Here is a 26,811-nt window from a genome sequence, read left to right as displayed (position 1 = left end):
TCCATCACTTCGCTACCTTTTTTCTATCGATTAAATAAAGAAAAATCATCACTTTCTTCATTTGTAAATAACTGCTGAAATAGTTTCGCAAATACCATTCCGTATACAGTTCCATTTCCCCCATATGGCAGTGCGTAATATAAATTATGTATTTTTTTATCTTCTTTCAAAATAGGAAGACCGTCATGACTGCCACCAAATGCTGCTGCCCAATAGTATTCTGCCTGTAAATTATTAAGCAGTGGGAACATTTCTTTTACAATGTTAATAAGGAGATCACGCTTATGCAATAATTTCGTGTCGCCGATTTTTTGAATTTTCAGCGCCTCATCTAATCCGCCTACAATAATGCGGTTTTGATACGTTCGATAATACAAATACGGACGTGCTGTTTCCCAAATTAATGATTGCTCATGCCAGCCTTCAAAATGATCTATCTTATTTGTCACAACGGCATAAGACGTTTCTACTATTGTGTTTTTTTCTTTCTTTCCAAAAATTGCTTCATAACCTGTCGCCATAATAATATTCTTTGCTACGATTTTATTTCCTGTATTCGTGTAACAAATTAAATCCTTTTGAATTTGTTTAATATGTAATGCCTCTGTATGTTCATATATAGTAGCGCCCATTTGTTTCGCTTTATGCAAAAGACTATGCGCTAATAAATATGGATTTACTTCTGCATCACCGCTTGTATATAACGCTGCTTGTTTTGCAAAAGAATAACGTTTCTTAATATCAGACTCTGTAAAATATTCAACCGGAAATCCATAATGGCGTAACGTATTATATTCTTCTTGTAAAAATGAAATATCCTCATCTCTACTTGCATAATACAAACTATTTCGCGGAATAAAATGGGGATCAATATCGAGAGTTGGCACAACCTTCTCCATTGTTTGCAGCGCTTCATAACAAAGTCTATATGCTCGTACCCCTTTCTCTTCACCAAATGTATGAATAAGAGAGGTCAACGATTTATCATGAACAAATTGTAATAATCCTGTATTTGCAGCTGTGCTACCACATGCAATTGCTCTTTTTTCAATGAGCATAACACGCATTCCAATTTTAGCTAACGAATACGCTATATGAGCACCTGCTTCTCCACTTCCAATTACTAGTACATCACATATCATATCATTTTCTAACGTTGGATAACAAGGTACAGAAACCCCAGCATTCCAAAACAACTTACCAGTCATAAGCTTCATAATTATACTCCTACAATGTATTTTTCTCCTTCCTATGTTTCGTCATTTCCCATAAAAAAATCCAACTAACATACGCTAGTTGGATTTCTTCTCTTTAATTAGAACGCTCTTCAAGCCAATTCCCAACCGTCGGATATGTTTGCTTTACAGCCGTTCCACCATACACGATAGACATATGTCCTGTCGGCAAACATACATACTCTTTATCTGTGCTAGAAATATGATCAAGTAAAGCTTCTACTTGACATGGCAGAGCAATGTGATCACGTTTCGCAGAAATATTTAGGACATTCGCCTTAATATTTGCAAGGTCTACCTTTTGTCCGCGAATAACGAGTTCACCCTTCACTAATTTATTATTTTGATAAAAATCACGAATCCATTGTCTATAAGATTCGCCTGGGAACGGAATACCATCGCCTACCCACTTTTGAACTAATTTCCAACTTTCGACGAAGCGCTCATTTTCTGAACGATCGACTAAAGCAACATATGGACCGACAAAGTTTGTAATTGGTTTTAACATCTTATTTCCGAAATCAATCATTTCTGGCGGAATATTTCCGAATGTATCAACCGCTTTATCTAAATTGAAATATTTCTCATCTAATAAAGGACCGTATAATCCTGTTTCAGAGAAATCAAAAGGACTTGTCATAAAAATCAAGTTACGAATTGGCATGTCCGGATGAAGCGCTGCATAAATAGATGTTAACGTTCCACCCATGCAATAACCAAGTAAAGAAATCTCGTCCGATTTTGCAGTTCTCATTACTTTTTTCACTGCTTTTGCAATATAATCGAACACGAAATCATCAAATTTCAAATGACTATCTTCTAAACCAAATGTGCCCCAATCAAGCATATACACATCAAAACCACGATCTACTAAATATTCCACTAAACTATTACCTGGAGTTAAATCCATAATATACGGCTTATTAATAAGAGCGTATATTAATAAGATTGGAACTCTCTGTGTTTTTTCTTGTTTTGGAATGTAACGATAAAGCTTCGTTTTATTCTTCGTCCAAATAACCTCTTTCGGTGTTAAACCAACTTGTGGTTCTGGTTCGCGTAATAAAATTTCGCTCGCTCTTTTCACACGGCGATATGCTTTACGATATTCTTCTGGGTACAACTCCAATTGCTTTTCCCATTCCGTTACGAATGTAGTCATTTTTTCTATCTCCTTTTTGGTCAATTTCTTTCTAAAAAAAGAAGTGCATTCCTGCTATGGATATGCACTTTTTTCTTACTTCATTACATGTATAATCCGCCGTTAATGTTTAATTGCTGACCTGTGATATACGCACCGTCACGGCATAGATATACTACACCTTTTGCAATTTCATCAGCTTGACCAAAACGTTTTTTCGGGATTTTCGCAACGATTTTTTGACGCACTTCTTCTGGTACTTCTGCTACCATTTCAGTATCAATAAATCCTGGGCAAATTGCGTTTACAGTTACATTTGTTCTTGCAAGTTCTAGCGCTAATGATTTTGTAAATCCTAACATACCTGCTTTTGCTGCTGAGTAATTTGTTTGTCCAAATCCACCAGCTTGACCAATAATAGAAGAAATACTAATGATTCTTCCTTCTTCTGCTTCCGATATGTATGGAAGTACCGCGCTTGTTGTATTAAATACACTGCTTAAGTTCACGTCAATTACGCGCTCCCAATCTTCACGATTTAATTTTTTGAATGTACGATCTCTTGTAATACCAGCATTATTAACAAGAATGTCAACTTGACCAAAATGATTCACAGCTTCTTCTACAAGTCTGTTTGCATCTTCTACTTTAGAAACATCCGCTTGAACTGCATAAACATCATGTCCTTCTTTTCCTAATTCATTTACTAAATTTTCAGCTGCTTCTTTACTGCTGTTATAGTTAATAACTACTTTTGCTCCCTCTTGTGCTAATGCTACTGTAATTGCTTTTCCAATTCCTTTTGCCCCACCTGTTACGATTGCTACTTTGCCATTTAATTGAACCATTTCTTTTCCCCCTTAAATGAATTTGTGAACGATTGTTATGAATCATTTTGGTACTCATACTAATTGAGTCCATATATTAATTATGTTTCGTTGTTTATACATGAAAAGAGATTCTCCCTCTCTCTTTTACACGTTATAAACAAACGCAATTATCATTTTTTATTTTCTGGCTTATTTACAGGCTTTACTTCTTCTTTTACAGGTACTTGTAGTTTAGCTAGTACTGCATTTTGCTTTTCTAGCAATTCTAAAATTTGATCAACTTTCGTTTCCAACGTGCGCATATCTTGTTTTACTTTCGTAACATCACGCTTTAATGTAGGAGCTTGTCCTAATGAATCCAATTTCTCTTCTAGAATTTCCTCGATGTTATCAACTTTATTTTCTAAGTTAATAACAAGCGTAGCTACTCTAGCGATATCCTCTCTCGTCGGCACATTCACCTGTTCTAAATAATTTTTTGTCGTATCATTTAATGCTTTTTGATAAAACAAATTCAAATCTAGAACGCTGCCCATCCAAGCAGAATATTCTTCTGTTTTAATTGTTTCATTGAGCGCTTTTCCCCAAAATGTTTCGGTTTGTTCATAAGCATTTTTCCATGCTTGCAATGGATCGAATTTTTGATCAATCACTTCGCCTACACTCCCTTTATCGTTTTTGAAACAATTCAACCTATTCACTATTTTCTAATATTCCGAATAAAACTTCAAGTCTATATTTTATTTTTCTTTATTTTCCAACAAATGTATTGACATTAAAAACAGATAGGTGTAAATTGCACTTATAAGCAAAAAATTCCATCTAACTGATTCATGAGGTGATGCACAATCATGCTACATAATGAACCAGAACACCCAGAAAGTTTGGAAAAAAACCAAGCGAAACAACCAAACTCCATGCCAAAAAACTTCTTAGTTCCTTTCTTACTTCTCTGTCTAAAAGACTGGAGTCTTCATGGTTACAAACTTATTCAAATGCTAATGGACATCGGCTTTTCTTCTGTTGACCAAGGTAATGTGTATAGGACACTACGCAAATTAGAAAAAGAAAATCTTATTTCTTCTACTTGGGATACAAGCGAAGGCGGGCCAGCGAAACGAATTTATTCTTTAACAGAATATGGAGAGCAATATTTAACAACATGTGCGACTTCTTTTGAACATTATCAAAATATGTTGCGGACGTTTTTCACGTTATACACCAATGCATTCTTTCCATTTTCTACTTCTCCAGAAAAGGATGAAAAGGATTCTTCATCTTCACCTGGTGGTACAGCAGAGTAATCTGCGTTCACAATATGCAAAAAAACATTTGGAGGTCACACAATGGAAACTAAGCCATACGAATTAGTCGATGCATTTTGGAAAAACTGGTCTCAATCTCTTTCCCTCTTCTCTTCAGCTGGGAAACAATTAGAGCAACTTACTTTAGAAACGTTAAAACAACAACAAGACGCTTTGCATAAATTAACATCAGGAGTAGATGAACTAGAAAAAGAACTACACCAATTCACTGCTCAGTTCAATAACCAATATACAGACTATGTGAAGCAATTAACTGGAAACTCCTTAAATGATCAAATTAACGAGTGGCAAGAAAAGTGGAATGAGCTTTCTAATCAAATGCACCAACTTACTGTTTCGCCTACGAAAACATCTTTGTCTATTCTTACTCAAACTAGCGGCCAATTTGAAGAAACAACAAAACACTTTATCGAACAACAACAGTCGCAGCGTGAAGAGGTTCAAAAACAGTTAGAAGTTTTTTTGGGAGAGTTCAAGTCCAAACAACTAGAACTCGCAAAGCAGTTCGAAGAAAACTCAAAAAATCTATTTACTTCCATCAAGTAAGAAAAATGTGGCAACTAACTGCAGCACAAACAAAACTCTTTCTTCCTCCTACTACATCAAGATGGCTTACATTTTTCGATATGGAAAAGAAGGAGGACAAAATGAATCCATTTCAAGAAGCACAAACTGTCCCAGAGCTTCGTTACGATGAGATTCAAGTCGGTGATCAAGCATCACTTACAAAAAAAATTACGGATGAGGACGTTATCAATTTTGCAAAATTGACTGGAGATGTAAATCCTATTCACATTCTAGACTCTTTTGCAAAAACGACAATGTTCAAAGAACGTATTGCCCATGGCATGCTCGTTTCAAGTTTTATTTCTACCATTCTTGGAACGAAACTCCCTGGCAAAAATACGATTTATTTATCACAAAACGTTTCATTCCGTGCTCCTGTCAAAATCGGTGATACACTTCGCGTTGTGGCAGAAGTTATTAAAAAGCGGGACGATAAAAAAATCATCACATTGCAAACAAACATATATAATCAATCTGATGATATTGTCGTAGAAGGTACAGCGACAATACTGAAAAAAGAGTAGCAAATTTGCTACTCTTTTTTCTATCCAAGAACTTCTAATCACACCGTTTACTTCCGTGTATGAGTACGTCGTTTACACATAAAATAACATTACCAGGTAGCACTTAGCTAAACTGGATTACTCTTTAAGGATGTGTATCAACATGGTGAAAACAAACAAATTACTAGTTCCGGGTGCAGAGCAAGCACTTGAACAATTCAAATATGAAATCGCACAAGAATTCGGTGTAAGCTTAGGATCTAATACAGCTTCTCGTTCTAACGGATCAGTTGGCGGTGAAGTAACGAAACGTCTTGTTGCTTTAGCTCAACAACAATTACGCGGATAACTATATAACCTATGGCTTAGAGGCAGATATTCTCTGCCTCTTTCTTTTTTAACATACATAATAGTGCTTCTTCACATACTAGTAAGAGCAAATCGAAAGGAACGATATGTGAAATGAAACGGATTAACATTAGCATGAGTCCTCCCCGTGTTCTTACTGTATCTTTTATTATGCTATCGATTATCGGTACATGCCTATTGAAATTGCCAATTGCTACAACAACGTCTATTTCATGGCTAGATGCCTTATTTACAACGGTTTCTGCTTGTACGGTTACAGGGCTTGGTGTTGTGGACACTGGTAAAGTATTTACCTTATTTGGCCAATGTGTCATTTTAACACTTATACAAGTTGGCGGGCTTGGCATTATGAGCTTTGCTGTTTTAATCGCAATTATGCTCGGCAGAAAAATCGGCCTTCAAAACCGGATTTTATTACAACAAGCATTAAACCAAACAAATGTCGGCGGAATCATTCGTCTTGCAAAAGCATTATTTTTATTTTCTTTTACTGTAGAATGTATCGCTACTTTATTTCTCTCCTTTGAATGGGTACCAAAATACGGGGTTGCCAAAGGGATATATTACAGCTTTTTTCATTCTATCTCAGCCTTTAACAATGCTGGGTTTTCTGTGTGGAGCGATAATTTAATGTCGCACTCCCATAGTATTCTCGTCAATCTCGTTATTTCTTCCCTCATTATTTTAGGTGGGATTGGTTTTACGGTTATCGTAGATATAAAAAGAAAGAAAAACTTTAAAAACCTTACTTTGCACTCAAAGCTTATGCTCTCTTCTACTCTGATCGTCAATATTATTGCTACAGTTTTTATTTTCATATTCGAGTTTCATAATTCAATTTCCATGAGAGGTTTTACACCATTTGAAGAAGGTATGGCTGCTTATTTTCAAGCGATTTCAACGCGTACTGCCGGGTTTAATACTGTTGATATCTCTGCATTATCAAAACCATCTCTTTTATTAATGATGCTTCTTATGTTTATTGGTGCTGGTAGTGCTTCTACTGGTGGCGGGATTAAGTTAACAACTTTTTTAATTATGTTTTTAGGCGTATTTAAATTTTTGCAAGAACAAGATGATATTGTCGTATTTAAAAAATCCATTAAAGATACGCTCATTGTCAAATCATTAACGATTACTATTATTTCAATTTCGTTTATTTTTCTTTCCATTTTAATTTTAAGCATCACTGAAAAAGTTCCTTTATTAATGAGTGCTTTTGAAGTATTTTCAGCATTTGGAACTGTCGGCCTTAGCATGAATTTGACGCCACACTTAACAATCATTGGCAAAACAATTATTATCTTTATGATGTTTTTTGGAAAGATGGGGCCTTTAACATTAGCCTTTTCATTTGCACGTAAAAAACAAAGAAAAATAAAATATCCCAACGAAGATATTTTAACAGGTTGACAACCGTATAAATTATCCATATAATGAGAATACAATAGCATATCTCCAAAGGGGAGTAGCGTCCAAGAACTATTTCTTGGAAACAAAGTCGTCATTACGTAGAACTTAGTTCTTCCGGCTTTGTTGGCATTTTCATTACATATGTCTAGCAAGACCTTTGCCTATCAACGGCAGAGGTCTTTTTTGTTTTCAAATTCCTTCCACCGTTGATACGCAGGAGTATGGGGAAACTAAACAGTGGGGAACTTCTTCACTTGTTTAGTCTTTATAGAAATGAGAGGAGAATGTACATGGATGTATCATTATTATTGGAGTATGGTTGGGTATTACTCATCCTAATTGCACTAGAGGGGATTTTAGCGGCTGATAACGCTCTCGTTCTCGCAATCATGGTAAAACATTTACCAGAAGAAAAACGAAAAAAAGCACTATTTTATGGATTAGCAGGAGCGTTCGTTTTCCGCTTCGGATCACTATTTATGATTTCGTTCCTAGTAGATGTATGGCAAGTGCAAGCAATTGGTGCGATTTATCTTATGTTTATCGCGGGGAATCACTTATTTAAAACGTATGTTAAAAAGAATTCACATGAAGAAACAGAAGAAAAAGAAGCAAAGAAAAAACAAGAGAACTTTTGGTGGACTGTATTTAAAGTCGAAGTTGCTGATATCGCCTTCGCTGTTGATTCAATTTTAGCTGCTGTTGCATTAGCAGTGACTTTACCAAAAACAGGATTAGGTACGATTGGTAGTCTTGATACAGGTCAATTTATCGTTATCTTTACAGGTGGACTTATCGGATTAGTTATAATGCGATTTGCAGCAACTGCTTTCGTACAAATATTAAAACGTAAACCAGGACTTGAAACTGCAGCATTCTTAATTGTAGGTTGGGTTGGTGTGAAATTAGCGATTTATACGCTAGCACACCCTGCTTTAGGTGTCATTCCGCATTCATTCCCAGAATCTACTCCGTGGAAGCTTACATTCTGGATTGTATTAATTGGAATCGCAGTTGGCGGTTGGTTCTTCTCGAAAGAAGTAGAAGTAAAAGTAGAAAAGAATTTAGACGAAAAAGCGCTGTAATTACAGCGCTTTTTCTTTTTTCCTCGTTTCAATCCCTCTCTATTTTTAGAAAAAATTCCATTATACTCCCTTTTGTAAACGCTTCCTTTTCGGATGTATGTCCTTTTTGTGAAATATTGAACAAACTTATTGAAAACGAGAACAAATCCATGTACTTTATTCATATAAGGAGTATTTATAGACGATGTACTAAAGGAGCGTATTACTCATGCTAGAACAAGGATTAGATTATGTTGTCAAACTGGCTAAGAGCAAAAAGCAAATGATAGATACAAACCCAATGCAATATTTCATTCGTGCTGCACTTGCTGGTATTTATATCGGTTTTGTTATTGTACTATGTTTTAAATTAGGTAACTTTTTTCACATTGCAGATTCACCAGCAACCTATTTAGCTGAGTCCATGTTTTTCGGAATTGCCCTCGTACTTATTATATATGGCGGTGCTGAACTATTTACTGGAAATACAATGTATTTCACAGTGGCAACTTTACGAAAAGAAACAACGATTTCTGATACACTTCGTAACTGGGTTGCTTGTTATGCAGGTAACTTAGCTGGCGCTTTATTCTTTGCCTTACTATTTTACGCAACTGGCATTTTCGGAGCAATTGATCACGGTCATTTAATGAATACAGTCGTTGAAGGTAAAATGAACACACCTACAATGCAATTATTCTTTAAAGCAATTTTATGTAACTGGCTCGTATGTCTTGCCTGCTTCTTACCTTCTCAAGTAAAAGGTGATACAGCAAAAATATTGATGATAATGATGCTCGTTTTCACATTCTTCTTATCTGGCTATGAGCATAGCATCGCAAACTTATCATTGTTTGCCTTATCTTTAGTTTCACCACATCCTGATACGATTACTTTCGCTGGGGCTATTCATAACTTAATTCCAGTTACAATCGGTAACATTATTGGCGGATCGGTATTTGTCGGTATGGTATATCATTACTTAACAAAGAAAGCACCTGTTGCTAAACAAGAAGAAACTGAATTAGTAGCAGCTCAAACAGAGGAAATTATTCCTTTACAAGCACATATGAAACATTAAAAACTCCAAAGTGTCTGTTATCAAGACCTAATTTAAAAAAATATTATTAAATCACCCCCCTAACATATTATATGTGTCTAATATGTTAGGGGGGTTTAAATTAAATTAATCAAAAAATTGATTTAACTGTTGCACTAAACAAGAAATCTAACATATAGGGGTAGCGACACACATCCATCAACTTAACGTATATTTTTATACAAAATGCGGTCTTTCCACGTAGTTTTTTATTATCTTTTATAGATGTTATAAAAGTAGGCACATCAAATAAACCCTGACGGGTTTCAAATTTTTCGTTATGCTACCTGATGGGCAGAAGTGGTATACTCATACACAACACCTAAAATATCAAAGACTGTTTTTTTCTCATATCTGTGAGATTTTCGTCCGTTTCGCTGTAGGAGGTTAAACAGACGAAGGAGAATCTTTGATAATTCTTGGGTGTTTTTATGTAGTGCTTGATGAAAAAGTAAGAAATAATCTTTAATTATGTACATCGCTTTATATTCACTTAGTTCTTTCTGTTTCTTACGTAACAGGAGTTCTCTCATTTTAAACATAGTAGAAGAACATAATAGGATACTAATGAGTTGTCCATAAAGGTGGCATTCTAATCGCTCTTGTTTAATAGATTTACAACGATGAATTCGAAACCAAGATTTCCATATTTTAAATAACAGCTCAATTTGCCAACGCAGTGAATATAAATCATAGATTTTCTCTTTCGGTACCCATTCCGTAGGAATGTTTGTCATATATACTGTAATTCCTTGTAAAAGTTTCGTACGCTCTGTATATGTAATCCCTTTTTTCTTTTCACGAATAGCTCGATCATGTAGACGTTTCTGTTTTTGCTCCTCTGTACATCTATAAACCACAATGCGAGTGGGTAGTTTGTCTTTGCTCCCTACATATACATCATGTAATTCATACACTTGGCCAGGTTGTAATTGGTTCATGATGTCTTCCAAATGAATTTGTATATATACCGGTCTCAATTGAGCAGGTTTTGTTTTAAATACCACTGTTTCGAATTCTTTTCTATATATTTTAGTTGGTAATTTAAGACGCGATAAATAATACCCTTCCTTATCTTGGATCGATTTAAAGTCTTGTAAACGAAAATACCCTAAGTCACGAATATATAGTTCATTCTTTTGTGTCATGTCCATTCGAGTCGCCCCATATGCCTGATCACTTCGTTTTCCTGGTTCAATTTTCACATCAGAAAACTCTCCACTCAACAAGTCATACTCTAATTGAATTTTCACACCAGCTGTATGACTACAGCCTCCGGCACCAGGATAAGTAGCTGCGAATCGATCTGGAACTTGAAAGGTTGTAGAATCAAGGATGCGAATCCGCTCAAAGTAAGCAGAAAGAGAATGAGAAATTGTAGATGATCCTCCAATTTTAGCTTGTAGAAGTGTAGTAAATACATTTCGAAAGAAGGCTACAGAAGCCGAGTTAAATCGTCGATTCAGTCCCTCAGGACTTAATAAAATTCCTGTTGAAGTTTCTAATTGACTACAAAGTTGAGTAAGAGAGGTTGTAGCGATTTGTTGATTTAACCATACACACAAAGATAAAAAATGGTGCCCATGGCACTTACGTTTTCGTTTCATTCCACCTGCTTCTATAGCTAATTGATTAAGTCTAGCGGGAGACATATATCGATATAACTCTTCGGCAAATAAAGACAGCTCTTGTTTTTGATGCATATTCATAAAAAGCACGTCACCCTTTCTCATTAACATAAGAGAATAGTAACGTGCTTTTATGTTTAAGAATAGTCTAAATCCTTAAGTTGATGGATGTGGGGTAGCGACACATGCCCATCAACTTAAAAATGAAAACAAAGTGTACTTTCATTTTGTGGAGGTAAGCATTCCTAAAATAGAAGCATACTCTTAATAATATGCATACCAAATAAACCCTAACGGGTTTCCTTTTTTAAATTATGCAACTTTCTTTTGTTTTTTCAACCCATTATACTCATAAACAACACCCATAATATCAAAAACAGTCTTCTTCTCATATCGATGAGATTTTCTTCCGTTCTTCTGTAGGAGGTGGAACAGGCTGATTAGGATCTTTGTTATTTCTTGGATGTTTTGTTGTATGGCTTGATACAAACTCGATAAGTGATCTTGAATCATTCCAATTGCTTTATATTCACTTAATTCTTGTTTCTTCTTTTGTAAAATTAATTGTCGCATCTTAAACATAGTAGAAGAACATAGTAGAAGAACATAGAAAAATGGCAATGAGTTTTCCATAAACATGGCATTCTAATCGCTCTTGTTTAATATGTTGCCAATGATGAATTTGAAATAAGGATTTCCAAGTTTTAAAAATGATTTCAATTTGCCAGCGGAGAGAGTAAAAATTATGGATTTGTTCCATCGGAGCAATCTCCCAAGGTGTATTGGTAACATATAGGTTCATGCCAGCTAATCGTTTGCTTTTTTCCGAATATGTAATCCCTTTTTTACTTTCTGTGTACACTTGTTTTTTCATACGCTCACGAAGTTGTTTTTCTGTTAATCGATACATAATCACCCGAGTAAATAGTTTTTTATCCTTTCCAATATAAGCTTCTTTTATTTCATAGGACTGTCCTGGTTTTAAGGTATCCATGATGTGCTCTAAATCAACTTTGATGTACTGAGATTGTTTTTTATTGTTCCGTTTCGAAAGTATTCAGGAAATTCATTTTTGACATATACCCTATTGTTTAATTTGAGTCGCGATATATAGTACACACCACGTTGATCCATTTGATCTAAATCATCCAGTGAATAATAGCCTAAATCCCGAATACATAGGTCACCAGGGCGTAATGTTGATAAACACTCTGTTCCAAAGGTTTTATCATTATTTTTCCCTGGTTCCACTTGGAAATTTAAAAACTGACCACTATGTAAATCATATTCTAACTGGATTTTTATACCCGCTGTTTGTGCACAACCACCTGATCCAGGATATACATTGGCCAAGTGTTTTGGTACGTGAAAAATGGTTGCATCTAAAATACGAATTCGCTGAAAATAGGTAAGTGAAGCACTTGGAATTGCTGACTTTCCACAAATTTTATTTTTTAATAATGTGGAGAAAATATGTTTCAAAAAGAACACTGCCTTTTTATTAAAGCGCTTATTTAGTCCTTCAGGACTCATAAGAGTTCCTGTTGATGCATGTAGCTGACTACACAATCGGACTAATGAATCACTCGCTACTCGTTGACTAATCCAGACACATATAGTAGCTAAATCATACCCTGAAAATTTACGTTTTCGTTTTACAAAACCTAGCTCTCTAGCAAGATTTTCCAAAAATGAAGGGGTAAGATGTTCATATAATTCTTCAGCAAATAATTGTAATTCGTCAGAAATTGATAGATACATACAAAAACGCCATCCTTTCCTATGATTCTACAGAAAGAATAGCGTATTTTTTGGTTCTGGTGCAAAGGTAGTGGAAAAGAAAATATAACATATATATTTCTAGCATAATGGTAGGATAATCCTGGTTCCTCATCATTTCTACTAAATCACGAAAAATTAAGTTGTACCGTACCAACGTACAGTTAACAAAATAATATCTTGCTGATAATGCTTCCATTTGAACAAATTTTCCTTTTCCATACCGATCACACATCTTTTGTAGAGTAATAGTATCAGCATATCCCAGTTTAAGAGGTTACTTACAAAATATTTAGAATTTTTTTGCGAGAATCCTCCGAAATGTAATACGGACTTTAAATATTTTCATTTATAATTCTCTATTTGTCTATACTTTTCATATCGCTGTTGTATAAGCTCTTCCGAGGATAATAGTATCAATTTTTTTAGAGATGATTCGATTACAGATTCAATCATTTTTGCCTGTGATTTTATATCATTTTGTGCTCCACCTTTAATTTCAGGAATGATTTCATCAATAATTCCTAAATGTTTTAAATCTTTTGCTGAAATTTTCATATGTTCAGCAGCTTCTGGAGCATACTTAGCGTCCTTCCATAGGATAGATGCTGCTCCTTCTGGCGAAATTACCGAGTACCATGAATACTCTAACATATGGATATGGTTACCGACACTAATGCCAAGAGCTCCACCACTTGATGCCTCTCCAATTACAATACAAACAATTGGCACTTTAAGTGTAGCCATTTCAAATAGATTTCGAGCTATCGCTTCAGAAATTCCACGTTCTTCAGACCCTTTCCCTGGATAGGCGCCTATTGTATCAATAAATGTAATAATAGGGCGATTAAATTTATCAGCTTGTTTCATAAGTCTTAGCGCTTTTCTATAACCTTCTGGATGTGCCATTCCAAAATTTCTTTCTATACTTTCCTTTGTATTTCTACCTCTTTGATGACCAATAACCGTAACGGGCATCCCTTTAAATTTTGCAATACCACCTATCATTGCTTTATCATCACCATATAATCGATCACCATGAAGTTCGAGAAAGTTTGTAAACAATAAAGGTATATAGTCCAATGTCGTGGGCCGGTTACGTAGCCTTGCAATTTGAACTCGTTGAAAAGGTGTAATATTAGAATAAATTTTATCTTGCATTTTATTTAAACGTTTTTCTAATACATGAATTTCTGACGATAAATCTACATTATTTTCTTTCATAATTTTCTTTAATTCATCAAATTTCTCTTTTAATTCAATAATAGGACGTTCAAAATCCAAACTCATTTTATCCTCCAAATGTTATGATTTACCTCACTCTAATCAAAAGGCTTAGAAATAGAATCAATAAATAATTCAAAACCATCCACAACTATTTTTTGTTCTGATTCTGATAAATTATTGAGAATACTTTGATAAAATGTAATGGATTGCTCTCTTAAGCAATTAACAGTTATGTGACCTTTTTCTGTGAGGTGCAGAAAAAGTTCTCTTCTATTTTTTTCATTTACTTCACGATAAATAAGCCCCTTTTTTACTAACTTATCTACCAATCTACTTACAGTTGAAGTCTCTAATCTAAGTTTATTGGATAGTTGCCAAACAGTTAATTTTTCCACCTCTAGTTCCTCTAACGCCATCATTTGAGAAGTTGGTAAAGGTTTTTCAAATGGTCCATTGGGCAAATTTTGAGATTCAAAAACCCCAGTTATTATAATCATTTTCTTAATATCTGTTCTTAGTTTTAAGGCATCTTCTCTTTTCAAAAAGGTCACCCTCCTACAACTAATGTATCATACATCAATTGTATTATACATGAATATGATTTTTTCACAAGCTTAACGTAAGCCAATATTACAACATGGACGAGATATTTCTTCTTGTTAAAATGGTATAAGTGGATTGTTTTCTACAAATGGCAGAACATCAATTATGTATCAGGGGCCTTTATGGGGTACCGCTCATCGCAATCAAGCTAAGAAAATAAAACTACCCCAAAAACGAAATTTTGTGATAACTTGTAACAAAAAACTCATAATTTTTGGGGGGAATTCTAAATTCTTAAGTTGATGGGCATGGGGTAGCGACACATTCCCATCAAGTTAATATTTTGCAGCACCCCCAGAACGAAATTTTAGACCCTCTTATAACAGAGAAGATTATTTTATCGTTTTTTGGGTGACCTCTTTTCTTAGCTTGATAGGTATACGCCAGGATCCCATGCCTATCAACTCCAGAACAAAAACAAACCGATTGATATACCAATCAGTTTGTTTTATTTACACATCTTCTCTTTTAAAAAGTCAATAAAAACAGATTTTGGTCTGCCTTTTAAATAGATAAAATCAATACTAATATTAATTTTCACTGGAGGTGTCATTTCCACTCGGATCAATTCTCCATTTTCTAATTCTTGTTTGACACAATGTTCAGGCAAGAAGCTAATGCCCATCCCTTGTATCACTAAATTTTTCGCTGTTTCCATATTATCTACTTCTAAAGATATAGTCGGGCTTACATCATTACTTGAAAATAGCCGATGAATCATGAGCCAATCCATTGATCCATAATCAAAGAAGATAAGGGGTTGTTTACTTACATGTTCTATTGTTACTTTTTCTTCTTTTAAAAATATATGATTTCGAGGCACAAAAAGGCCAATAGGGTCATTATAAAGACGGATTGATTCTACTTGAGGATGTTTTTCTGTTCGTACGATGCCAAAGTCAACTTCTTTATTAATAACCTTCTGTAAGATGTCTTGTGAATGACCAGTTACAATTTTTATTCTAACATCCTTAAATTCAGATTTGAAACCAGGTAAAATTTCAGGGAGGATATTATTAGATATTGATAAAGCACTCCCAATTACCAAGTCATATGGGATTGTTACTTGTTGCAACCCATACTTAGCTTCCTGATAAGATTGCAAAATTTTTTGTGCATGTGGAAAAAAATACTCTCCTTTTTCAGTTAAAGAAATCTTATTGCCATTTCGATGAAAAAGCTTTATATTAATTTCACGTTCAAGTGATTGGATACGTGCTGTTACAGAAGGTTGGGTTAAATAAAGAGCTTCGGCAGCTTTATTGAAACTACCAAGTTGACAAACATATATAAAAGCTTCAATATTTTCAATATTCATGTCTAAACGCTCCTTACTTTAGCTCTCTATTATAATTTACTATAACATGTACACGTAAAATCGTATGCATCAAACATCCATAAAATAAGAATGCAACACTTCTGCCGCATTCCCAACTTCTAAATTACACTTTTATTATTTCTTTCTCTGTTCTATTAGCTATTTTAATAACCATTTTAGCTACAATTTCTGTTGGATCAATAACGCAAATATTTTCGGATGATTTCAATACAAGAGGAACCTCTGTGCAACCTGCTATAATAGCCTCAGCTCCGCTATCTTTCAATTTATCAGCAACCATTGAAAGATATAAAAATCCTTTTTCTAAATTTCCACTTTTAATAGCATATATTCCTTCCATCACTTTTTCTTGCATTTCTTTATCAGGCTCAATGACATCAATCCTGCAACTTTGACAACTGTTTTGGTATAGTTCCGTCTTAATCGTCCCATCCGTAGCTAACAAACCTACTTTTCTAAAATTATTTTTTTGCACAAAACGAGCCGTTTCTAAAGGCATATGCAAGATCGGAATATTAACAGACCTTTTAGCTGCTTTATAGAAAAAATGAGCGGTATTACACGCAATAACAAGAAAATCCGCACCAGCGTTTTGCAGTCGCTGCGCTGATTGTACAATGTACGGGGTCGGATCCATTCCCTTTCCCAAAATAGCCGTTGTCCGATCAGGTATTTGAGAATAGTTGTCTGCAATGATATGGATATGATCTTGATCTTTCATTGCAGGTGTATAAGAAATAATTTTGTTCATTAAATCAACAGTCGCCAAAGGCCCCATGCCCCCAATAATCCCAACAATTTTTTGCATTTTACTCACCACTTTTAAACATATTTTGAAAGTCTAATCTTAATAACATTCTTAGTATTTCTGTAAATGTATTTTGAATGATTGACTTAATTATAAGTTCCTTTTTAAGGGATGAATTATAGAAAGAATCTATACAACAATAGAAAATATGTATTGATAACTAATGTATAAGAGGATTTTGATATCGAATATTACTATCTAACAAGTGATGAGTAAGTATATGCGCTGGTTGATAACTGGTATACGAGTAGAGAGCTTATCGATACGTACAATCAAAAAGAATCTCATCTAATCCTGATTGGTGGGTTGCAGGCAAATCGAAAACTCTTCTTATTATAGTCTGTTTAAGTTTCACTTTGGAGTTTTTAGCTCCCTACATATTTCAAGGCAATACAAGGATTAATTTCCCCTTCTTCCTTCCCTCTCTCTATTCTCTGTTTCATCTGATGCATACCGATGACATCATTTGTATGAAGGTGAATTTCATTAACATATAGACCTTCTGTACAAAAGACTTCTACAAAATCTAACCCCTTCTTTTGCCTCCATCCCATGTTAAAATCAAGAGAGAGGATGTTTACCTTATTACTCCGAACAAATTGTAATGCAGATTCTACTGTAGTTGCCAAAACATATCCGTACGGGCAACTTCTTTGATCATCCATATATACATTCATTTTCTATCTCCTCTTTATTTTGCATATGTGAACAACACGTAACATATTGCTCCGAGGCTAATAAAAGGTCCAAACGGAATTGGGGTTCTTATTTTTATACGTTTTAACGCTATACCTATTCCGAAAAAACAAAGACTAAAGCAAGATGCTAAAAATAAAGTTATAAAAACCCCTTTCACTCCCACTATAAATCCAAGTAATGAAAGTAATTTCACATCACCTCCGCCAAGACCATCTGGATAAATCCTTTGCATGCAATATAACAAAATGAATATAGTTCCACTACCAGCTAAACTATCTATCCAAGTAACTAACGGTACAAAAATACATTCTAAAATAAGCAAAAGCCCAAACCAAATTAAAATACGATTAGGTATTAGCATATATACTAAATCTGTAACTGAAATAATAAGAAGTAAAGAAAAGAGCGATAAAATGATGATGAGCTCTCGTTCTATTCCAATTACATATACAGTAAGAAAAAATAAACTACCTGTAACAAATTCAAATACTATGTACAAACTTGAGATTTCCCTCTTACAATTCGTACAACGCCCTTTTTGTATACAAAATGAAATGATTGGAATCAGTTCTTTCGGCTTTAACGTATACTTGCAGTAATAACAGTACGAACGCGGTGTAATAATAGATTCCCCTACTGGAACTCTCATCGCAATCACCATAAAAAAAGAACCAAACACCATACCCATTAACAATGCATATAAATAAGTGAACATCCCTTCCTCTCCTTTCCAAAAAAACATAACAAAAAAAGGAGAGAACTTCTACTTCATATTATCTTTATTCTATTAAAAAAGCAGGCCGTTTTCCGGCCTGCTTTCCCCTATTTTATACGATGAAATATACTGCTTTTAATGGCCCATGTACTCCGACAACAAGATTCATTTCAATATCCGCCGAGTTACTTGGTCCTGTAATAAAGTTAATACAAGATGCGACTGCTTCACCTTTTTCCACACGAGAATTCATATGTTGAACTGCTTGTGTAATGCGAGGTACAAGTGTTTCACGTGGAATAATAGCAAAGTATACAGTCGGTAAAAAGTGTAAAGAACGCCCTTGTCCTTTATGACTTTGTACAACAATCGTACCAGATTCAGCTAATGTATAATCACTAAATGCAATACCGATATTCGCTTTTTCCGCTATACGCATATTCTCTTCTTTTTTCTCAGGATCCCATACATTTACCTCAACATTTTGCTTTGGAAGCTCTTCTTTAAATAAAGAAGTCAATCCATAGGAATCAAAACGTTCATCTGCTGATAATATAATAGGTCCTCCGCCGTTTTCAATGATTACTTTTTGAATATCTTCACGTAAGCGGTCGTTTGTCGTTTCCACAACAGTTGTATGAATGTTTGTACATTGATTTTTAAATACTTCTAACAATTCTTCTTGTGAATAATCTTTTAACGTTTCTACATTCACATTACTTTTCCATGCTGGACGTTCTACGCCTTCTGTTTTACGCGCGCGCCCAAGTTCTTTTGCGATATTATCTAGAAAGGACTCACGGTTTTGAATTAATCCTGTCATTATTTGTCCCCGCCTTTCTTATGATCTTTATACCAATCACGGAATCGTTCTTTACTTGGAGCCGGGAATTCACGAATATCCGTCCAGTTTTTAAGTGGACCAACACCTTTTGATACACGATTTCCAGATGTAAATGGACTCATTGCTGCCGGTGCTATTTTTGATCCCATTTTATATAAAGCTGCTGAAGATGCGCCCATACTAAACATTTTCATTGCTAATTTCTCTGCAAGTGGGGCACGTCCTTCTTGCTCAACGATAACTTGACGATGTTTTAATAATAAATCATGCAACGGAATCTTTACTGGACAAGCTTCCGTACACGCTCCGCATAAACTAGATGCATAAGGAAGTTCTTTATAATCATCATATCCACCTAAAAGTGGTGTTAACACTGCACCAATTGGTCCTGAATAAATAGAACCATATGAATGTCCACCAACGTGACGATACACAGGACATACATTGACACAAGCAGCACAACGAATACATTGCAATACTGAACGGAATTCCGATCCAAGAATTTGAGAGCGGCCATTATCAACAACGACTAAATGAAACTCTTCTGGTCCATCTACCTCTTCCTCTTGAATTGGTCCTGCTACCGTTACATAACTTGTTAGCTTTTGACCTACTGCACTACGACATAGTAAACCAACTAAAACATCTAATTCTTCCATTGTCGGAACCATACGTTCCATACCCATTACTGCAATTTGTGTTTTCGGAATCGACATAACAAGATCGGCATTACCTTCGTTCGTTACTAAACAAAGAGAGCCCGTATTTGCAACAGCGAAGTTACAACCTGTCACACCAATTTCTGCATCCATAAATTTCTCACGAAGTTGTTTACGAACAAACTTTGTCATTTCGTATGGATCATCAGAATTTTCATATCCAAGTTTTTCTTTAAATACATCACGAATTTGCGTTCTGTTTTTATGAAGTGCAGGCGCAATAATATGTGATGGTGGATCGTTATCTACTTGTAAGATATACTCTCCTAAGTCACTCTCTAACACTTCACAACCAATCTCTTCAAGGGCATGATTCATACTAATTTCTTCAGTTACCATTGATTTTGATTTTACAACCTTCTTCGCTTGTTTCTTTTTTGCAACGTCTTGAATGTACTTTGCTGCATCCTCTTTCGTTTTCGCAAAGTAAACGTGACCGCCTCTTTTTGATACATTTTCACTTAACTGCATTAAGTAATAATCAAGATTTTCTAACGTATGTTGACGAATTTGTTCACCTAGTTCACGCCACTCTTCCCAGTTTCCTAACTCTTCAGCTGCTTTCAATCGATTTGTATATAAACGCGTTTGTGCAGAAGATACTGCTCCGCGCATAAACGAATCTTGAATTCCATCGCCAACGCGATCATTAAATTTTTTCTCACTGATTTTCATAGACATAGCTTATGTTCCCCCTTCATGAGCGACTATTCAAGACCTCAGCAATATGCATTACTTTTACTTCTTTTCCTAAACGCTCAATACGTCCGCCAATGTTTAACAAACACCCACAATCTGCACCGATTAAATAATCAGCACCTGTTTCCATTACACTATCTACTTTTTCATCTACCATTTGCTCAGAAATTGGAGTCATCTTAACTGAAAACGTTCCCCCAAACCCACAACAATTTTGCACGTTTGGCAGTTCTCTCACAGTTAATCCTTTTACGTTTGATAATAAAATTCCTGGTGCCTCTTTTACTCCCAGCAGGCGTGTCATATGACAAGATTTATGAATAGTAGCTATTCCTGGTAAACTTGCACCAACATCTGTAACTTTTAAAACATCTACAATAAATTGTGTGAATTCATATGTTTTATCAGCAACCTTTTGTGCACGTTTAGCCCACTTCGGATCATCTTTAAAAACATGCGGATACTCATGAAACATTGTCGCACAAGAGCCAGATGGCGTAACGATATATTCTGCATCTTCGAAAGTTTCAATCATATGTTTCATCGCTTCTTTTGCTGCTTCTACATGGCCGCTATTATAAGCAGGCTGACCACAACAAACTTGTGCTTCTGGAAATTCAATTTCACAACCTAAACGCTCCAATACTTCAACTGTTGCTTTGCCGACGTTTGTTTCAAACATATCGACTATACAAGTAACAAATAAAGTGACTTTCATAACTATAATTCCCCCTCATTACAACTTCGCCAACAATCATATGGTCATCAGATGACTAAGATTAGAAGAAGTAGGCTCAACCATGGCCTATCCTCTCCCTCTTCTAAAGAAAACGTTTACTTAATCTCTCTCTATTTTATCAGAAAATTAGAAAAATAAAAGATTAAATTACGAATTTATATCGCTTTTACCTGTGACAATATGTTCTACATTTGTTAAATGATTTAGCATTGCTTGCTGCGCTAATTCCACATCTTGCTTTAACACCGCATTATATATAGATTGATGCTCTTCTAAAAGTCGTTCTGATGTTGTTTGTTCACCATATAAAATAATGCGTCTTGATTCACCAATCGTTTCAGCAATCATCTCTGAAACATGATTCATGAGCTCAAGTAAGATGTTATTATGCGAAGATTCTGCAATTCCCATATGAAAATGAAAGTCTGCTTTTTCGCCAGCCTTCTCATCTCCAATGCTCTTTGCCATTTCATCTAACCAATGCTTCATATTTTGCAAATTAGCTTCCGTACGTTTTGCCGCTGCCGCTCGAACTGCCCCCACTTCGAGCACCTTCCGTACTTCTAATAAATTCAAAATATCCTCTTTCTTCATTAATAACTTGTTATTTAGTGATTTTGTTAATGAAGAAGGATCGAAATTCCTTACATATGTACCTTCTCCTTGTTTCATTTCAATTAAGCCCATTGCTCTTAGCGCACTTAGCGCTTCACGAACAGCAGATCTGCCAACTTGAAACTGCTCAGCTAATTGATGAACAGGAAGTAGTTTGTCACCAGGTTTTAACGTACCATTTTTAATCATTGTTAAAATAGCTTCAGATACTTCTTCGTAAATTTTCTTCGGTTTAATAGATTTGTACTCCAGTTAAATCACCTCAGTATCTTCCAAACAACAATTGTAACGTTTTATAAGAACTTAGCATCCATAACTATTTTAGAACGAATTAGTAAGAAGTACAAATGTTTTGTTCATAAAATAGTCAATTTTTTGATATTTGTTTGATATTAATTAATACATTTACGCGTAACTATTTACCTTCAATATGAAGAGCATATTCCAAAAGTTAGAATATGCTCTCCTCATCTTGTGCTTTTAATTTAATAATAACTGTCGTTCCCTTACCTTTTTCACTTTCTATTCTCCACTCACCATCATGTATATGAACAAGTTGCCTTACAATTGCAAGACCTAAACCTGTTCCACCGTGTTGACGACTTCTCGCTTTATCTACTCGGTAAAAGCGTTCCCCGAGATTTTCTAAATGCTCTCTATCAATACCTATTCCTGTATCTTTTATGTGCAATTCACAATAATCATCGATTTGCTTTAATGTTATTATGATATCCCCGTTTTGATTTGTATAACGTATCGCATTATCTAACACATTATGAAGTACTTGTTGCATACGATCCTCATCAATCATTACGATAATTTCAGGATTTAAATTCGTTGAAATACGAAGGGTTTTTTCTATAAACTGTAACTCGTACGTATCTAGTACATCTTCAATAAGCTGTGAAAAAACGATAGGTTGTTTCTTTAGGGGAAAGTGTTCACCTTCTAGCTGCGCTAGATCTAATAAATCATGAACGAGGCGCTGCATGCGACCTGCCTCTTTATGAATAAGTTGCGTTACTTTTTCCTGCTGCGGCCCCTTCGCTACACCGTCTAAAATAGCTTCACTATATCCTTTAATATAACTAAGCGGTGTTCTAAGTTCATGCGAAACATTAGCTAAAAATTCCTTACGCTTTACATCTTCTGTTTCTAAAGAATTTGCCATTTTATTAAAAGCTTTTCCCAATCGTCCAATTTCATCTTCTGAAGAAATTGTAATCCGCTCTGAGAAATCTCCAGTAGCCAAATGATTTGCAACTCGTTCCATTTGCGAAAGCGGTCTCGTAATAGCGATAATAATTTTTCTACCAATCCATATTGTAATTAAAATCATTGCAAGTGCTAACGGCGCTAGAATAAGACCCATATCAAATATTAAATCTTTTATACTTTTTAAAGGAATATAAGAGTATACAATACCAACTAATTTTTTATTATCTAAAACAGGGATGACAACACCCATAATATTACGATTAAAATGTTCTTCATACCCTATCTTTGTCACAGTTTTCCCATCTAATAGCGCCTGTCTATCCCCTTCACTTATAAGAGAATGATGATGAACATCAAAAGGCAAACATGCGCTTAAATCACGCGGATTGTATACGAAAAGGACATCTGAACTAGATATTTGATCATATGCCCTTACTTTCTCTTCAAAAGTGGATACTCCTTCACGTTTATCATATTGCGTGGCAAGACGTTTCCCTTCCATTACTAATGAATCTTTTAAATTATCAACGTATAACTTTTCATATGAGTATAAAGATACAAAATAAAGAAAGGAAACTGTTACACATACTGCACATACTACTGTAAGCCAAAGCTTTTGTACCATCGTAAACATACGTTACACCTCAAATTTATAACCTACACCCCAAACGGTTTGAATGTAGTTTCCACTTTCTCCTAGCTTTAGACGCATCGTTTTCACATGCGTATCTACCGTTCTTGTACTTCCTGCATAATCATATCCCCACACCTTTTCAAGCAATTGTTCCCGGCTAAATACTTGTCCATTATGTTGGCAAAGAAAATATAGTAAATCGAACTCTTTTACCGTAAGAGGAATCGTCTCACCATTCGTCTCGACCCTCCTACTTTTTTCATTAATAAGAATCGGTCCAAATTGAATCTCTTCTTGCTGTTCTTGCTTTGTATATCGTCTTAAAACAGCTTCCATACGAGCAATTAGTTCCCCAGGACTAAATGGCTTTACAATATAATCATCTGCTCCCATACGTAAGCCGTTCACCCTATTCCACTCTTCACCTTTTGCTGTTAAAAATATAATAGGTACATCCGACGTTTTTCGAATCTCTTTACAAACTGAAAGCCCATCCATCTCAGGCATCATAATGTCTAGTACAACGAAATCGTAATGATCCGTCTCTAATTTTCGAAGTGCCTCTTTTCCATTTTCAGCTTCTCCCCACTCGTATCCGAAGTTATCTAAGTACATTCCGACAAGTTGCCTCATATCACTTTCGTCATCTACGACTAGCACTTTATATTTACTCATTGCCCTTCCCCTTCTCTCTCTATGAGTTGAAACGGTCCTTTACCGACTTTAATTGTTTGTTTTATTTTCATATTCTTCATATCCATTACGCATACTTCATCGCTATCATAACTAGCTACATATCCTTCTGCACCGCTTTTCAAAAATGCAAATGGATTAGATCCTACTTCTGCAAATCCTACCTCTTGATACGTACTTGCATCAAACTTTCTAAGCGTATTTGAACCGTGACTTAGCGCATATACATACTTATCATCCTTTGTTATATTCACAGGCATAAACGGAGCATGTAAAGAACGTATCATCTCTCCGCTCTGTAAAGAATACACTAATACTTTCTCATTCACTTGACTTCCATCACCATGTCCACCAATCCATATCTCTTTCCCATCAGCGCTAACCGTCGCTCCTGTTGATGCTGGCGGAATCATAAAGGACTGTATCACTTCTTTTTTCTTTGTATCAATGGTCGTTAGTTTCGTATCATAAAAGTTGAGTACAGATAACTGGTTATGATGCTCTACCATCGTTATCGGCCCTTTTCCTGTTGAAACACTCCCTGTCTCTTTTCCTTTTATCGTAAAGAACCTTACCTTTTGTTCATTTTGATCGGCAGCAAATAATTGTTTTCCATCATCTGATGCGATAACATTAGCAATTCCTTTTCCAGTCTTATATTTGTCCACTTGTCTTCCTTCTGCTAGTGAATATACATACATATATTCTAATTGCTTACCATAAACGAGTATTTCCTCGCCATTTGGAAGTAGCGTAACCCCCGCAATCGGCTCATTTAATTCCCATGTTGTTAATAGCTTCTTTGTTTTTTTATCAATAAAACTAATACTACCTTCCTTTATATTCGTTGTTATAATAACACTTTTATCTTTAGCAATCGGTGTATACGAACTTCCTTGACACCCTACTAATAGAAATAAAAAACAGAGAAGAAAAACATACTTTCTCAAAAGATTCCCTCCATCTTCGGATGATTTCGTTATAATTGTAAAGTAACAAATAAATGTGTGGAAAATGTGAAATCTTCCTTTATTAATAAACTTACATATATAATGTACAACAAATAGAATTTGAGGTGTGCAAATTATGCTTTTTCCTGATTTAGCGAATAAAATTGTACGTGAAGTACGCAGATTAATTACTGAAAATATTATTATTATTAATATACAAGGCATTATTATCGCAAGTACAGATGCGGAAAGAATCGGTCAATTTCATGAAGGGGCACTCCGCTGTGCGAAACAAAAGAATACTGTCATTATTACAAAAGATGATGAACGACGACTGCAAGGTGTAAAAGCTGGGATGAATCTTCCTTTACTATTCCATGACGAAGTAATCGGCGTGATTGGAATTACAGGAGAACCTGAAAATATTTCACAATACGGAGAAATATTACGTAAGATGACCGAATTATTAATTCATGAAAACTACTTTTTAGAACAACTAGAACTTGAGCACCGTTCTTATGAAGCATTTGTCTTTGATTGGCTTCAAAATACAGACTGGTCTCCAAGTTTTCTCGATCGTGCAAAAACGCTTGGCATTGATTTATATAAGAAGAAACAACTTATTTTATTATCAATCGCCCAAGATAATACGATGCTCCAGCGTAAAATTTGGCAACATCTGCGCAACATTTTAGCAAAAGAAAATTTATTTGTTCGCTGGGGAAATGATCGGTTTATTTTGTTTACAACAATGCACTCCAAAGAGCAAACCTTTCAATTTTTAAAACGGTTAAAACAAGACTGTGAAACTTTATTTTCTATTACTTTATATATCGGGATTGGGCAAACAGTTACGCCAAGCAATATGAACCTATCGTACGAACAAGCACTACGCGCCCTTTCAGTATCACTTGAAACGAAAAAAATTGTATTTAATGAAGATTTACGTTTAGAAATGTGCTTACAAGATATTTCTACTGAAACCCGGGAACAGTTTCTAGAGCGTACTATTGAAAACTTAGTATCATCTCCTGAGCTTATGCACACTCTACGTTTATTTATCGATTATAACCAATCTTATAAGCAAACAGCTGAGCAATTACATATACACATTAACACACTGCATTACAGGCTAAAAAAGATTGAAGAACATACAGGACTTGACCCGAAACAATTCAAAGATTTAAATGTTTTATACTTCGCACTCCTCTTATTAGATAATCATACAAAAAATAACGATAAAACAGATTAATCTTTAGATGATTGTATATAGAAAGAATCCCCCTACTTTTTTATCATTATAATGAAAGCACTGTTACAACGTTTTTTATTATTACTAAATACGTTAACAGTTTG

Annotated in this window: 26 protein-coding genes, 2 pseudogenes and 1 riboswitch; of the genes and pseudogenes, 8 read left to right on the top strand and 20 right to left on the bottom strand. The window is 35.0% G+C overall.

Annotated features, from left to right (window positions below; all coding sequences use genetic code 11):
- Window positions 1-23 precede the first annotated feature (23 nt).
- From EXW56_RS06630 to phaR, 4 genes are all read right to left on the bottom strand, one after another.
- Window positions 24-1,217 (bottom strand): NAD(P)/FAD-dependent oxidoreductase, encoded by a 1,194-nt coding sequence (locus EXW56_RS06630; protein WP_215558191.1) that lies wholly within the window; start codon window positions 1,215-1,217, stop codon window positions 24-26.
- Between the two features lie 94 nt (window positions 1,218-1,311).
- Window positions 1,312-2,397 carry a class III poly(R)-hydroxyalkanoic acid synthase subunit PhaC gene (gene phaC / locus EXW56_RS06625; protein ID WP_002201257.1) on the bottom strand — a complete coding sequence of 362 codons (1,086 nt, stop codon included), beginning with the start codon at window positions 2,395-2,397 and terminating at the stop codon, window positions 1,312-1,314.
- 83 nt (window positions 2,398-2,480) lie between these two features.
- Entirely contained in the window at window positions 2,481-3,224 is a 744-nt protein-coding gene (locus tag EXW56_RS06620) for an acetoacetyl-CoA reductase (RefSeq protein ID WP_002030515.1), read from the bottom strand.
- Window positions 3,225-3,376: 152 nt separating this feature from the next.
- Window positions 3,377-3,859 carry a polyhydroxyalkanoic acid synthase subunit PhaR gene (phaR, locus tag EXW56_RS06615; protein ID WP_002201258.1) on the bottom strand — a complete coding sequence of 161 codons (483 nt, stop codon included), beginning with the start codon at window positions 3,857-3,859 and terminating at the stop codon, window positions 3,377-3,379.
- 198 nt (window positions 3,860-4,057) lie between these two features.
- On the opposite strand from phaR, the gene phaQ reads away from it, so the two are divergent.
- From phaQ to EXW56_RS06580, 7 genes are all read left to right on the top strand, one after another.
- Window positions 4,058-4,510 carry a poly-beta-hydroxybutyrate-responsive repressor gene (gene phaQ / locus EXW56_RS06610; protein WP_000903018.1) on the top strand — a complete coding sequence of 151 codons (453 nt, stop codon included), beginning with the start codon at window positions 4,058-4,060 and terminating at the stop codon, window positions 4,508-4,510.
- A 42-nt stretch (window positions 4,511-4,552) separates the two neighbouring features.
- On the top strand, window positions 4,553-5,077 hold the full coding sequence (gene phaP / locus EXW56_RS06605; protein WP_002011575.1) for a polyhydroxyalkanoic acid inclusion protein PhaP: 525 nt from the start codon (window positions 4,553-4,555) through the stop codon (window positions 5,075-5,077).
- A 101-nt stretch (window positions 5,078-5,178) separates the two neighbouring features.
- Window positions 5,179-5,622, top strand: a complete 444-nt coding sequence (locus EXW56_RS06600; protein WP_001067911.1) for a MaoC family dehydratase — start codon at window positions 5,179-5,181, stop codon at window positions 5,620-5,622.
- Between the two features lie 142 nt (window positions 5,623-5,764).
- Window positions 5,765-5,950 (top strand): alpha/beta-type small acid-soluble spore protein, encoded by a 186-nt coding sequence (locus tag EXW56_RS06595; protein ID WP_000241212.1) that lies wholly within the window; start codon window positions 5,765-5,767, stop codon window positions 5,948-5,950.
- Window positions 5,951-6,063: 113 nt separating this feature from the next.
- A complete protein-coding gene (locus tag EXW56_RS06590; RefSeq protein ID WP_002158751.1) occupies window positions 6,064-7,383 on the top strand; it encodes a TrkH family potassium uptake protein in 1,320 nt (439 codons plus the stop codon).
- A gap of 38 nt (window positions 7,384-7,421) precedes the next feature.
- Window positions 7,422-7,594, top strand: a riboswitch (yybP-ykoY riboswitch).
- A gap of 79 nt (window positions 7,595-7,673) precedes the next feature.
- A complete protein-coding gene (locus EXW56_RS06585; RefSeq protein ID WP_002201259.1) occupies window positions 7,674-8,468 on the top strand; it encodes a TerC family protein in 795 nt (264 codons plus the stop codon).
- A 208-nt stretch (window positions 8,469-8,676) separates the two neighbouring features.
- Window positions 8,677-9,528 (top strand): formate/nitrite transporter family protein, encoded by an 852-nt coding sequence (locus EXW56_RS06580; protein ID WP_002201260.1) that lies wholly within the window; start codon window positions 8,677-8,679, stop codon window positions 9,526-9,528.
- 296 nt (window positions 9,529-9,824) lie between these two features.
- Here EXW56_RS06580 and EXW56_RS06575 read toward each other — a convergent pair whose 3' ends face one another.
- From EXW56_RS06575 to EXW56_RS06500, 16 genes and pseudogenes are all read right to left on the bottom strand, one after another.
- On the bottom strand, window positions 9,825-11,255 hold the full coding sequence (locus tag EXW56_RS06575; RefSeq protein WP_215557207.1) for an IS4-like element ISBce2 family transposase: 1,431 nt from the start codon (window positions 11,253-11,255) through the stop codon (window positions 9,825-9,827).
- Window positions 11,256-11,486: 231 nt separating this feature from the next.
- Window positions 11,487-12,935: pseudogene (locus EXW56_RS06570) on the bottom strand (IS4 family transposase).
- 121 nt (window positions 12,936-13,056) lie between these two features.
- Window positions 13,057-13,175: pseudogene (locus tag EXW56_RS06565) on the bottom strand (IS6 family transposase); the annotation flags it as partial.
- Window positions 13,176-13,298: 123 nt separating this feature from the next.
- Entirely contained in the window at window positions 13,299-14,243 is a 945-nt protein-coding gene (locus EXW56_RS06560) for an acetyl-CoA carboxylase carboxyltransferase subunit alpha (protein WP_016091897.1), read from the bottom strand.
- Between the two features lie 32 nt (window positions 14,244-14,275).
- A complete protein-coding gene (locus EXW56_RS06555) occupies window positions 14,276-14,722 on the bottom strand; it encodes a MarR family winged helix-turn-helix transcriptional regulator (RefSeq protein ID WP_000817662.1) in 447 nt (148 codons plus the stop codon).
- A 509-nt stretch (window positions 14,723-15,231) separates the two neighbouring features.
- On the bottom strand, window positions 15,232-16,101 hold the full coding sequence (locus tag EXW56_RS06550) for a LysR family transcriptional regulator (protein WP_002201263.1): 870 nt from the start codon (window positions 16,099-16,101) through the stop codon (window positions 15,232-15,234).
- A gap of 124 nt (window positions 16,102-16,225) precedes the next feature.
- Window positions 16,226-16,930 (bottom strand): cysteate racemase, encoded by a 705-nt coding sequence (locus EXW56_RS06545; protein WP_002201264.1) that lies wholly within the window; start codon window positions 16,928-16,930, stop codon window positions 16,226-16,228.
- Window positions 16,931-17,295: 365 nt separating this feature from the next.
- Window positions 17,296-17,607 (bottom strand): cyclic-phosphate processing receiver domain-containing protein, encoded by a 312-nt coding sequence (locus tag EXW56_RS06540; protein WP_002201265.1) that lies wholly within the window; start codon window positions 17,605-17,607, stop codon window positions 17,296-17,298.
- 14 nt (window positions 17,608-17,621) lie between these two features.
- Window positions 17,622-18,344, bottom strand: coding sequence for a prepilin peptidase (locus EXW56_RS06535; protein WP_002201266.1), 723 nt, complete (start codon window positions 18,342-18,344; stop codon window positions 17,622-17,624).
- Between the two features lie 112 nt (window positions 18,345-18,456).
- On the bottom strand, window positions 18,457-19,167 hold the full coding sequence (locus tag EXW56_RS06530; RefSeq protein ID WP_002201267.1) for a LutC/YkgG family protein: 711 nt from the start codon (window positions 19,165-19,167) through the stop codon (window positions 18,457-18,459).
- Entirely contained in the window at window positions 19,167-20,588 is a 1,422-nt protein-coding gene (locus tag EXW56_RS06525) for a LutB/LldF family L-lactate oxidation iron-sulfur protein (RefSeq protein ID WP_002149674.1), read from the bottom strand. Before EXW56_RS06525 ends, EXW56_RS06530 begins: the two co-directional genes overlap by 1 nt.
- Window positions 20,589-20,604: 16 nt before the next feature.
- A complete protein-coding gene (locus EXW56_RS06520; protein ID WP_002149679.1) occupies window positions 20,605-21,324 on the bottom strand; it encodes a (Fe-S)-binding protein in 720 nt (239 codons plus the stop codon).
- A 168-nt stretch (window positions 21,325-21,492) separates the two neighbouring features.
- A complete protein-coding gene (locus tag EXW56_RS06515; RefSeq protein ID WP_255298756.1) occupies window positions 21,493-22,182 on the bottom strand; it encodes a FadR/GntR family transcriptional regulator in 690 nt (229 codons plus the stop codon).
- A 229-nt stretch (window positions 22,183-22,411) separates the two neighbouring features.
- Window positions 22,412-23,812, bottom strand: a complete 1,401-nt coding sequence (locus EXW56_RS06510; protein ID WP_002201268.1) for a sensor histidine kinase — start codon at window positions 23,810-23,812, stop codon at window positions 22,412-22,414.
- A gap of 3 nt (window positions 23,813-23,815) precedes the next feature.
- A complete protein-coding gene (locus EXW56_RS06505) occupies window positions 23,816-24,487 on the bottom strand; it encodes a response regulator transcription factor (protein WP_002158760.1) in 672 nt (223 codons plus the stop codon).
- Complete coding sequence (locus EXW56_RS06500) at window positions 24,484-25,455, bottom strand: YncE family protein (RefSeq protein WP_002201269.1); 972 nt, start codon at window positions 25,453-25,455, stop codon at window positions 24,484-24,486. The genes EXW56_RS06505 and EXW56_RS06500 overlap by 4 nt, the downstream gene beginning before the upstream one ends.
- A gap of 136 nt (window positions 25,456-25,591) precedes the next feature.
- On the opposite strand from EXW56_RS06500, the gene EXW56_RS06495 reads away from it, so the two are divergent.
- Entirely contained in the window at window positions 25,592-26,707 is a 1,116-nt protein-coding gene (locus EXW56_RS06495) for a CdaR family transcriptional regulator (protein WP_002201270.1), read from the top strand.
- Window positions 26,708-26,811 lie beyond the last annotated feature (104 nt).

This window comes from Bacillus mycoides (assembly GCF_018742245.1).
Classification (GTDB): Bacteria; Bacillota; Bacilli; order Bacillales; family Bacillaceae_G; genus Bacillus_A; species Bacillus_A cereus_U.
Note: the sequence above shows the minus strand (reverse complement) of the source record. Positions and strands in the feature narration are given on the sequence as shown.

What these genes read in the sequence shown, in the direction of transcription:
- EXW56_RS06630 (WP_215558191.1), bottom strand. Translation starts at nt 1,217, where the DNA reads ATGAAGCTTATGACTGGTAAGTTGTTTTGGAATGCTGGGGTTTCTGTA.
- phaC (WP_002201257.1), bottom strand. Translation starts at nt 2,397, where the DNA reads ATGACTACATTCGTAACGGAATGGGAAAAGCAATTGGAGTTGTACCCA.
- EXW56_RS06620 (WP_002030515.1), bottom strand. Translation starts at nt 3,224, where the DNA reads ATGGTTCAATTAAATGGCAAAGTAGCAATCGTAACAGGTGGGGCAAAA.
- phaQ (WP_000903018.1), top strand. Translation starts at nt 4,058, where the DNA reads ATGCTACATAATGAACCAGAACACCCAGAAAGTTTGGAAAAAAACCAA.
- phaP (WP_002011575.1), top strand. Translation starts at nt 4,553, where the DNA reads ATGGAAACTAAGCCATACGAATTAGTCGATGCATTTTGGAAAAACTGG.
- EXW56_RS06600 (WP_001067911.1), top strand. Translation starts at nt 5,179, where the DNA reads ATGAATCCATTTCAAGAAGCACAAACTGTCCCAGAGCTTCGTTACGAT.
- EXW56_RS06595 (WP_000241212.1), top strand. Translation starts at nt 5,765, where the DNA reads ATGGTGAAAACAAACAAATTACTAGTTCCGGGTGCAGAGCAAGCACTT.
- EXW56_RS06590 (WP_002158751.1), top strand. Translation starts at nt 6,064, where the DNA reads ATGAAACGGATTAACATTAGCATGAGTCCTCCCCGTGTTCTTACTGTA.
- EXW56_RS06585 (WP_002201259.1), top strand. Translation starts at nt 7,674, where the DNA reads ATGGATGTATCATTATTATTGGAGTATGGTTGGGTATTACTCATCCTA.
- EXW56_RS06580 (WP_002201260.1), top strand. Translation starts at nt 8,677, where the DNA reads ATGCTAGAACAAGGATTAGATTATGTTGTCAAACTGGCTAAGAGCAAA.
- EXW56_RS06575 (WP_215557207.1), bottom strand. Translation starts at nt 11,255, where the DNA reads ATGAATATGCATCAAAAACAAGAGCTGTCTTTATTTGCCGAAGAGTTA.
- EXW56_RS06560 (WP_016091897.1), bottom strand. Translation starts at nt 14,243, where the DNA reads ATGAGTTTGGATTTTGAACGTCCTATTATTGAATTAAAAGAGAAATTT.
- EXW56_RS06550 (WP_002201263.1), bottom strand. Translation starts at nt 16,101, where the DNA reads ATGAATATTGAAAATATTGAAGCTTTTATATATGTTTGTCAACTTGGT.
- EXW56_RS06545 (WP_002201264.1), bottom strand. Translation starts at nt 16,930, where the DNA reads ATGCAAAAAATTGTTGGGATTATTGGGGGCATGGGGCCTTTGGCGACT.
- EXW56_RS06540 (WP_002201265.1), bottom strand. Translation starts at nt 17,607, where the DNA reads ATGAATGTATATATGGATGATCAAAGAAGTTGCCCGTACGGATATGTT.
- EXW56_RS06535 (WP_002201266.1), bottom strand. Translation starts at nt 18,344, where the DNA reads ATGTTCACTTATTTATATGCATTGTTAATGGGTATGGTGTTTGGTTCT.
- EXW56_RS06530 (WP_002201267.1), bottom strand. Translation starts at nt 19,167, where the DNA reads ATGACAGGATTAATTCAAAACCGTGAGTCCTTTCTAGATAATATCGCA.
- EXW56_RS06525 (WP_002149674.1), bottom strand. Translation starts at nt 20,588, where the DNA reads ATGTCTATGAAAATCAGTGAGAAAAAATTTAATGATCGCGTTGGCGAT.
- EXW56_RS06520 (WP_002149679.1), bottom strand. Translation starts at nt 21,324, where the DNA reads ATGAAAGTCACTTTATTTGTTACTTGTATAGTCGATATGTTTGAAACA.
- EXW56_RS06510 (WP_002201268.1), bottom strand. Translation starts at nt 23,812, where the DNA reads ATGTTTACGATGGTACAAAAGCTTTGGCTTACAGTAGTATGTGCAGTA.
- EXW56_RS06505 (WP_002158760.1), bottom strand. Translation starts at nt 24,487, where the DNA reads ATGAGTAAATATAAAGTGCTAGTCGTAGATGACGAAAGTGATATGAGG.
- EXW56_RS06495 (WP_002201270.1), top strand. Translation starts at nt 25,592, where the DNA reads ATGCTTTTTCCTGATTTAGCGAATAAAATTGTACGTGAAGTACGCAGA.